Source organism: Synechococcus sp. R6-5, from assembly GCF_047461775.1.
Taxonomy (GTDB): Bacteria; Cyanobacteriota; Cyanobacteriia; order Thermostichales; family Thermostichaceae; genus Thermostichus.
In genome coordinates this window covers 1-9,137 of record NZ_JANSHV010000176.1, presented here as the reverse complement: position 1 = coordinate 9,137, position 9,137 = coordinate 1, and the positions used below count along the sequence as shown (strand labels likewise).

Annotated in this window: 8 protein-coding genes; 6 read left to right on the top strand and 2 right to left on the bottom strand. The window is 59.1% G+C overall.

The genetic code is table 11. The annotated features are described in order from the left end of the window. Positions 1 to 1,043: ATP-dependent metallopeptidase FtsH/Yme1/Tma family protein (locus NW818_RS09825; protein ID WP_414424447.1), on the top strand; the 1,043-nt coding region annotated here is incomplete at its 5' end. Positions 1,044 to 1,150: 107 nt separating this feature from the next. After that, positions 1,151 to 1,972, top strand: a complete 822-nt coding sequence (locus NW818_RS09820; RefSeq protein ID WP_414424446.1) for a class I SAM-dependent methyltransferase — start codon at positions 1,151 to 1,153, stop codon at positions 1,970 to 1,972. Between the two features lie 128 nt (positions 1,973 to 2,100). On the opposite strand, the gene NW818_RS09815 is transcribed toward NW818_RS09820, so the two are convergent. Both NW818_RS09815 and dnaA read right to left on the bottom strand, forming a co-directional pair. Continuing rightward, positions 2,101 to 2,820, bottom strand: a complete 720-nt coding sequence (locus NW818_RS09815; RefSeq protein ID WP_414424445.1) for a hypothetical protein — start codon at positions 2,818 to 2,820, stop codon at positions 2,101 to 2,103. A gap of 130 nt (positions 2,821 to 2,950) precedes the next feature. Next, positions 2,951 to 4,354 carry a chromosomal replication initiator protein DnaA gene (gene dnaA, locus NW818_RS09810; RefSeq protein ID WP_414342198.1) on the bottom strand — a complete coding sequence of 468 codons (1,404 nt, stop codon included), beginning with the start codon at positions 4,352 to 4,354 and terminating at the stop codon, positions 2,951 to 2,953. A 225-nt stretch (positions 4,355 to 4,579) separates the two neighbouring features. Here dnaA and rpmH point away from each other — a divergent pair, with 225 nt between their 5' ends. From rpmH to NW818_RS09790, 4 genes are all read left to right on the top strand, one after another. Then, positions 4,580 to 4,720: a 50S ribosomal protein L34 gene (rpmH, locus tag NW818_RS09805; RefSeq protein ID WP_011434477.1), complete on the top strand. Its 141-nt coding sequence runs from the start codon at positions 4,580 to 4,582 to the stop codon at positions 4,718 to 4,720. 93 nt (positions 4,721 to 4,813) lie between these two features. Continuing rightward, positions 4,814 to 5,194 carry a ribonuclease P protein component gene (gene rnpA / locus NW818_RS09800; RefSeq protein ID WP_414342200.1) on the top strand — a complete coding sequence of 127 codons (381 nt, stop codon included), beginning with the start codon at positions 4,814 to 4,816 and terminating at the stop codon, positions 5,192 to 5,194. An 82-nt stretch (positions 5,195 to 5,276) separates the two neighbouring features. Further along, positions 5,277 to 8,837 (top strand): chromosome segregation protein SMC, encoded by a 3,561-nt coding sequence (gene smc / locus NW818_RS09795; protein WP_414424444.1) that lies wholly within the window; start codon positions 5,277 to 5,279, stop codon positions 8,835 to 8,837. 88 nt (positions 8,838 to 8,925) lie between these two features. Then, the coding region (locus NW818_RS09790) for a Uma2 family endonuclease (RefSeq protein WP_414424443.1) at positions 8,926 to 9,137 on the top strand (212 nt) is incomplete at its 3' end.

The window sequence follows — 9,137 nt, the reverse complement described above, 5'->3', positions numbered from 1 at the left end:
TGAACCAGTTGCTCACCGAGATGGACGGCTTTGAGGGCAACACCGGCATTATCGTGATTGCCGCCACCAACCGCCCTGATGTGTTGGATGCGGCTCTCTTGCGTCCGGGCCGCTTCGACCGCCAGGTTACGGTGGATCGGCCCAGTTTCAAGGGGCGCTACGAGATCTTGCGGGTGCATGCCCGCAACAAGAAGCTGGCGGAAGAGGTCAGCCTGGAGGCGATTGCCCGCCGTACCCCCGGCTTTGCCGGCGCGGATCTGGCCAACCTGCTCAATGAAGCGGCCATTTTGGCGGCCCGCCGTCAGCGCATGGCCATCACCAACCAAGACATTGACGATGCCATCGACCGCATCACCATCGGCCTGACCAAGCCCCCGCTTCTGGACGGCAAGAGCAAGCGCCTGATCGCCTACCACGAGTGTGGCCATGCCCTGTTGATGACACTTTTGCCCCACGCGGATCCCTTGAACAAGGTGACCATCATCCCCCGTTCCGGCGGCGCAGGTGGCTTTGCCCAGCAACTGCCCAACGAGGAGCAGATCGACTCCGGCATGTACAGCCGCGCTTGGCTGCTGGATCGGGTGGTGGTGGGCTTTGGCGGTCGGGCGGCTGAAGAGATCGTCTTCGGCTACTCGGAAGTGACCACCGGAGCCAGCAACGACCTACAGCAGAACACGAATCTGGTGCGGCAGATGGTGACCCGCTTTGGCATGTCTGAGCTGGGGCCCTTGATGCTGGATCCCCCCAACAACGAGGTATTCTTGGGCGGCGGCTGGATGAACCGCGTCGAGTACTCGGAGGATGTGGCCGCCAAGATCGACCGCCAGGTGCGGCAGATCCTGGAGAGCTGCTACCAGAAGGCCAAGCAGATTTTGCTGGAGCACCGCCCTCTGCTGGATCGATTGGCCGATACCTTGGTGGAACGGGAAACCCTGGATGGCGACGAATTCCGGGCGATTGTCTCGGAGTATGTGCCCATCCCGGAGAAGGTCGGCCTGCCCAGTCCACTTGCGGAAGCGGGACGGAGTCCAAAGTTGGTCTAAGGGATCCCATCTCCATTGCCAGATAGACAACTGGGGGGGTTGTTGGGGCTGGATCCCGGCAGCTGCCCCCTTTTCCTCGCGAGTTTTGGGTTGCGTTGGGCTGTCGCATGCTCTCTTCGCTCTCTGCTTTGCCGGTTCACCTTTATCGCTGCCTGAGCTGCGGTCGGGAAGGGTTGACCCAATCACCAGGGCGGGAACAGGGATCCGTGGCAGATCGGGTTTATTGTCCCAGTTGTGGCCAAATTTACCCCATCACCGCTTCTGGGGCTGTGGATTTTATCGGCAGCTCATCGGACTTGCATCTCACCCCGGCCCAAGCCATTGCCCATCTGCCTGGGTTCGCCTGGGGCTACGATCGCCTCTGGCGGCCCTGGGCTCTGTCGCTACTGACGGGGGAGAGCTTTGGCAGCGAGCGGGAGGGTCAACTGCTGGCCGAGCTGGTGGGGGAGGAAGATCCCATCTTGGATTTGGGCACTGCCGGGGGGTACTGGAGCCGCTTGATTCTGGCCAGGGATCCGCAGCGGACGGTGGTCGGCCTGGACAATGCGGCAGGGGTATTGGCGGAAGCCGCTCAACAGGCACAGCCCCACTGGCAGCACTACAGCCTGATGCGGGCTCGAGCCGAACAGCTTCCCCTCGCCTCTGGAACTTTTGGGGCGGTGATCAGCGGGGCCACCTTGAACGAATTGCCTTTGGATCCCTGTTTGCGGGAAATTGCCCGCGTCTTGAAACCGGGAGGGGCCTTTGTCTCGATGCACAGCCAGCAGGTACAGGGATGGGGGCAGATGGTGCAGCAATGGCTGGAAGCCACCGGCCTTCATTTTTTCTCGGAAACCCAGTTGCGCGAGCACCTTCAACAGGTGGGGCTGCAGTTGGAGCGTTATCTCAGCTTGGGTTGGGTGGCCTTTGTGCGGGCGGTGCGCCTCTGATCTGGGCTGGGTTAAGGTGGCCATTCATTGAGTCCAGAGCGGAGCCATCACCCAAATCCAAGTCGCGTCGATCCCCAGCCCTCCTCTTCCACCGGGAGAGGGCCTGGGAGTGAGGGCGAGAGCGCAGGCTAGGGGATCCACTCCAGCCCAACGCCAAAGCTAAACTCCCGATCCAAGGTCGAGTTGCGCAGGCTATAGCGAGCAGAAAGACGAAAGGAAGGGCTAATGGCGTAGGCAGCAGTGAGCTCCGCCAGGGTGGCCTGTCCTTCTTCCGGCTCCTGGGGGGCAACCCAACTGTAGCTACCGGTCAAATCTGCAGCTCCGGGAGCCAAGGCCAAAACGGCAAAAGCCCCATAGCTAACTCCGCTGAGGCTGCGGTTTTTTTGTTCCAAAGCCCGATACCCCAGTTGTGGCGCCAGATTAAAACGGGATCCCAGGGGGGCCAGAAAGTATCGCATCTCCGACCCGTACTGGCGCACTTCGGGATGTTCGGAAGATTGGCGATAGTCACCGCTGAGGGTGAGGCGATCTCCCAGGCGCAAATCCTGCAGGCTGATTCGCCAGTGCGAAGAGGACTCAAAGCCGGCCTGCAAGCGGGTGGGCAAGACGGGCGTGTTGCGGATTTCTTCCAGGAGATTGGGCGGGTTTTGCAGCCAGCGGCGCAACACGGGGCTGTCTTCTAAAATTCGGTCATCCAAGCCCAAATCCAAAGCGGCTGAGAGGATGGCCGGCACCGGATCTGGAATAGGGGCTTGCTGGGAATTGGCCCAAACCGGCCGCTCAGGCACCAGTCCAGCCCAGAGGAGCAGCATACCCAGGCGAAGCCCTTTGCCAGACTGTCTCACCACCTGCAACCACATTCATTGCGTCCCTACTGTAGCCGCTTTCCGAGGGATTCTCCACGCAGACGGGCAAGGCTGGAGGTGCTCCACAGCGCGGCAACAACACCTCAAAGACGGCTCAACGACAACAGAAAGCCTAGCTGTTCCGGCTGTTGGCAACCACCCGCAAGCGCTCGACCAATTTTTGCAGTTGCCGTTCAAATTGCAGACTTTGCCGCTGTAGCTGACTGACCTTTTCACAGCTATAGAGGACGGTGGTGTGATCTTTTCCCCCAAAGTAGTCGCCAATTTTGGGCAGGCTGAGGTTGGTGTAGTGGCGCATCAAGAACATGGCAATTTGCCGTGCTTGGCTGATGTCACGCTTGCGGGAGGATCCCAGTAAACTGTCTCGGTCGATGCCGAATTCTTCACAGACCACATCGGTAATCATGTCGGCGGTGATCTCTTTCGGCTCGCTGGGGGGATTGAGGATGGGCTGAATCGTCTCTACACTCATCGGCAAGCCGGAAATGGAAACATAGGCGACGGCGCGGATCAGGGCACCTTCCAGCTCGCGGATGTTGCTGGTGTAGGTGGTGGCAATGTACTCGATCACGTCGGCGGGCAGGTTCATCCCCTCGTACTCGGCTTTCTTCTTGAGAATGGCCATGCGGGTTTCGATATCGGGCGATTGAATTTCCGCAATCAAACCCATGGAGAAACGAGAACAAAGCCGCTCCTGCAGACGCGGGATCAGATGAGGAGAGCGGTCGGCGGCCAGTACGATCTGTTTGCCGGACTCGTGCAGCGTATTAAAGGTGTGAAAAAACTCCTCTTGGGTGTACTCTTTGCCTTCGATAAATTGAACGTCATCCACCAATAAAATATCTACATCTCGATAGTGCTCCCGGAAAGACTGCATGCTGTCTCGCCGGATGGCATCGATTAAATCGTTGGTAAACCGTTCGGTGGACACGTAGAAGACCTTGGCGCGTGAATTGGCCTCCAGTTGGTAGTGGCCAATGGCCTGCATCAGGTGGGTTTTGCCCAGACCCACCCCACCGCAGAGAAACAGGGGGTTGTAGGCGCGCCCAGGCTTGTCGGCCACAGCCAGAGCTGCAGCGTGAGCCATGCGGTTGTTGGGGCCAACCACAAACCGCGAGAAGGAATACTTGGGGTTGAGATCCGGCGCCCGCATGGGCAGGCTGCCGCCGACTTCCAGTCCTAGGGTGGTGGAGGCAGGTAAGCTGCCGGCTCTGCCCGATGTTGGGGAAATCGCCCTTGAAGGGGGTTCTGCCTCGACAGAAGCGTGGGGGGAAACGGAAAACTCCACCTGCAAAGGGATCCCGGCTACCCGCTGCACCACCTCGGTGATGGTGGAAGCGTAGTGCTTTTGCAGCCAGCCCCGTGCCCATTCGCTGGGGGTACAGATGGTGAGGCGGTTGTCCACCAACGATTCAGCCCGCGCCGTTTTGATCCAAGCCTCAAAGGTTGGGCGGCTGAGCTGCACCTGCAGATGACACAGGGCTTCATCCCAGAGCTGATCCAGGGAAATATCCACACCACACACTCAGAGCGACACAGCAGAAGCCCAGAGGAAACAGCGGCGGCTTCCTCGACAGGAGCTTCGGGATTCCCAATTTAACTGCTCGGCGCGGGGTGGCCAATCTAGCAATTTTCCATTGAGTCTGCTAAGATTAAGCGTCTGCGATCAGTTTCAAGCGGGCTAATTTCGGTCTGGTCAGCTCTGGCAAATGATCTTGGATTCATAAGTTGGCTTCTCACCATGACTCAGCGTACCCTTCGTGGCACCAATCGCAGACGCATTCGGGTTTCTGGGTTTCGGGCCAGAATGCGAACGGCAACTGGGCGTCAGGTCTTGCGGCGACGGCGGGCCAAGGGGCGTTATCGCCTGGCGGTTTCCTAAGCCCTTTGGTCAGAGATTTGATTTGTCTTGGTTTTTTGGAGCGTTGCAGCCCAAAACTCGCTGACTTCTGGGGCAGACTCTCCTCGGTGCCCAATGTTGCCGGCTCCTCATCGATTGCGGGATCGACGAGCTTTTCAGGCGCTCTACCAGGGGGGCCAACGTCGTTCCGGTGCAGGCTTGACCCTGCTGTTTCAGCCGATGCCCGCAGGGTGCGAAGGGATCCCTAGCCAAGTGGGGCTGGTGATCGGCAGAAAGGTGAGCAAATCTGCCGTAAAGCGGAATCGGCTGCGCCGCCAGTTGCGAGAAATCTTGCGCCCTCTGTGCCCAAACCTGAAACCCGGATACCGGCTGCTGTTTATCTCCAAGGCAAACTTACTGACCTACCGCTGGCCGGAGCTGAGGGCGGAGGTGCATCGTCTTCTCCAAAAGGCCGACCTGCTCGTCAGCACAGATGCGGATCCCAGGCTGTCCTAGAGACCCAGGCTGCACAGGTTTTTGCTACCCATGCTAGCCTGTTGCCATCATATGCTGGTGGCCACGCTAGATGTGGGGTGTGATGTACATCAAGCGGATTGAGCTGACCCGATTTAAGTCGTTTGGCAGCACCACCTCGTTGCCCCTGCTGCCGGGCTTTACGGTCATTTCCGGCCCCAATGGCTCCGGTAAGTCCAACATCCTGGATGGGATCCTGTTTGCGCTGGGTTTATCGTCCTCGCGAGGGATGCGGGCAGAAAGGCTGTTGGATCTGGTGCATTCCGGCAGCCTCAACGGCAATCGGCAGGTGGAAACCCATGTTTCCGTCACCTTTGAGCTGGGGCCAGGAGAAGATGGTCAGCCCAGGGAATGGAAAGTCAGTCGCCGGCTGCGGGTCAAGCCCGGAAAGGTTGAGGAGCTCGCCCGCGATAGTGGGACGGATTCTCTCCCCTACACCAGCACCTTTTATATCAACGATGTGCCCTGTACCCTGAGCGAGCTGCACGAACAACTGGAGGCGATGCACATCTACCCCAACGGCTACAACGTTGTTTTACAAGGGGATGTCACCAGTATCATTTCCATGCACCCCAAGGAACGGCGGCAGATCATCGACGAATTGGCGGGGGTGGCCACCTTCGACCGCAAGATCGCCCAGGCCAACAGCAAGCTGGAGGCGGTACGGGAACAAATTGAGCGCTTTCGGCTCATCGAACAAGAATGGCAAGCTCAAGGAGAGCGGCTGCTCAGAGAGAGCGAAAAGGCCCAACACTATCAGCAACTGCGGCTGCAGTTGCAAACGCTGGAGCAGCAGCAACAGGTGTTGCTTTGGCGGCATTTGCAGGCCCAAGTGGAAGAAACCCAGGCGGCCATTCAGCGGTTTCTGGAAACTCAGGAGCAGGCCACTGCTCAGGTGCAGACCTTGAACGATCATTTGCAACAGGCCGAAGCCGCCCTGGCCGAGTTGCAAAGCCGCATCCATGCTCTTGGAGAGGAGGAATACCTGCACCTGCAAGCCCAAATCGCCGCCGCCGAAGCACAGCGGCAACAGGTCAGCCGACAGATCGCAGCCTGGCAGGAGGAGATCCAGCAAGCGCAGCGCCTACATCAGGAGTGCCAAGCCCAACAGCAGCATCTGCAGGCGGAGCTGGAACACCTGCACAGCCAACAAGAGCAACTGGCCCAAGCCCAGGGATCCCTGCAGGCCCAGGTTCAGAAAGCCCAAATTAGCTTGGAACAGAGCCGCGAACAGCTGCGCGCCCTAGCCCAATCCGCTGATGCCTGGGTGAAACAGCAGCGCTACCTCACCCGCCACATTGAGGAACTCCGCGCTGAACAGGAGCCTCTCCAACAGGAGCAAATTCGCCTGCAAGAGCGACAACGGCAACTGGAACGGCAAAGCCAAGAGATCCAAGCGGAGATTGCCCAGATCGAGGCGTGGCTGGGATCCCACCTGGCCCTCACCGCCGAGCTGGAACACACTTGCCGACAGTCGGAAGCTCAGGTTCAGACCCTGGCCCAAGAGCTGGCGCAACTGCAGGCCGGCCTGGAGCTGGATCGCGCCACCCACGAGCGCCTCACCGTCGAGCTGCACGCCAAGCAGCGGCAACTGGACAAATGGGAAACCCGCCGCCAAGTGTTGCAAGAATCCCAGGGATCCCGAGCGACCCAAGCCATCCTGAGTGCCCGTCTGCCGGGGGTTTTGGGGTTGGTGGCCCAGTTGGGGCAGGTGGATCCCCAGTATCAACTGGCGCTGGAGATCGCGGCAGGGAACCGGCTGCACTTTGTGGTGGTGGAAGATGACACCGTGGCCGTGAGCGCCGTCAACTTTTTGAAGCGGGAAAAAGCCGGACGCGCCACCTTTTTGCCCTTGAACAAGCTCCAGCCCACCCGCCCACCCAGCCCCCTGAAATTGGACGGCCTGATCGACTACGCCATTCGTTTGGTGCGTTTTGAAGAGCGCTACCGGGATGTTTTCGGCTTTGTGTTCGGCTCCACCCTGGTTTTCCAAAGCCTAGAGCTGGCCCAGCCCCACATCGGCAAGCACCGCATGGTTACTCTGGAAGGGGAGCTGTTGGAAACTTCGGGCGCCATGACCGGCGGCAGCGCCCCCCAGCGAGCTGGGATCCACTTTTCTGCCGGCGAACCTTCCGAGGAGGCCGCCTTGCGCTCCCGCTTGGCCGAGCTGGAGGAACTGCTGGCCGCCCTCACCCTGCGCCTACAAGCAGCCCAAGCCCGCGAAAAACAACTGGCCCAAGCCCTGCTCCTGGCTCGCCAAGACGCCCTGCAAGCCCAGCAATATCTGGAGCGGCACCAAGCCGATTGCCAAAAGCAACAGGCCCGCCTGCAACACCTGCAGGGATCCCTGGCGCAAAGGCAAAGCGAAAGCCACCAGATCCAGCAGCGGCTCCAGCAGATTCAACTGCGCTGGGATCCCTTGCAACAGCGCCTAGCCGATCTCACCCTCAAGCTCAGCCAACTGGAGGGATCCCCGGTGAACCAGCATTGGCAGCAACTGCAGCAGGCGGTGCAGCAGCAAGAAAGTCGCTTGGCAGAGCTGCAGCAGCAACTGACCCAACTGGAGCGGCAACAGCAGGAGAACTCCGGCCAACAACACCTGAAACAGGCCCAAATCCAGCACCACCAGGAGCGCCTGCAGGAGAGCAAACAGCGCCAAGCCCATCTGCAGGAGCAGATCGTCCAAGCCCAAGCCACCCTTGGCCAAATCCAGCAACACCTTGCCGAGCAACGGCAACAGATAAGCCAGATCGAGGCCCGACTTTCCCACCTGCGCCAAGAGCGGGATCGGCAAGAATTCCAATTGCGGGCCCAACAACAGCAAATCCAACGCCTGGAGTGGGAACGCTACAACGCCCTCACCCAACAACAGGAAAAAGAGGCCCTGCTGGCCCAACTGCAAACCCAACTGCAAGCGGTGGTTCAAGAGCTGCCGGATCCGCTGCCCGACTTGCCCGCCACCCTGACCTTAGACGAGCTGCAGCGGCAAAAACGCAAAATCGAAGAGCAATTGCGATCCCTGGAGCCGGTGAACATGCTGGCCATTGCCGAATACGAACAGACCCAAGCTCGCCTGCGGGATCTCAGCGCCAAACTGGAAACCCTGCACCAAGAGCGCACCGAGTTGTTGCTGCGCATCGAGAACTTTTCCACCCTGCGTCGGCAAGCCTTCTTGGATGCCTTTCATGCCGTCAACGGCCATTTTCAAACCATCTTTGCCCAACTTTCCGATGGGGATGGTCATTTGGAATTGGAAAACCCAGAGGATCCCTTCGCAGGCGGTCTAACCTTGGTGGCCCACCCCAAAGGTAAGCCGGTGCGCCGTCTCAGCGCCATGTCGGGAGGAGAAAAATCCTTGACAGCCCTCAGCTTTATTTTTGCTCTGCAGCGATTCCGCCCTTCCAGCTTTTACGCCTTTGATGAAGTAGATATGTTTTTGGACGGGGCCAATGTGGAAAAATTGGCCAATATGATCTGGCAGCAATCTCGTCAGGCGCAGTTTTTGGTGGTCAGTTTACGCCGCCCGATGATCGAAAAAGCTGAGCACACCATTGGTGTAACCCAGGCCCGCGGTGCATACACTCAGGTGATCGGCCTGACCAAACCCGCCCCTCACCCCAGTTAAGATGTGGCTTGGTTAAGAGCAGAGGGCAAATCCTGAGGTCCCATTAGACTCATTCTAAGAATGGTTTAGGAGTGTCCAAACGCCTGCCATGGTTGCTCTGACTCTGAATCTATCCCCCCTGACAACCCTGAGCCGAGCAGATTTTATTCGGCTTTGTGCCGCCAATCCTGACCTGAAGCTGGAGCGTACCGCTCAAGGAGAATTGGTTATCATGTCTCCAGCCGGCGGGGAAACCGGCCACTGGAATGCCGAAATCACCACAGACTTAACCCTTTGGAATCGGCAATCGGGCCGAGGGAA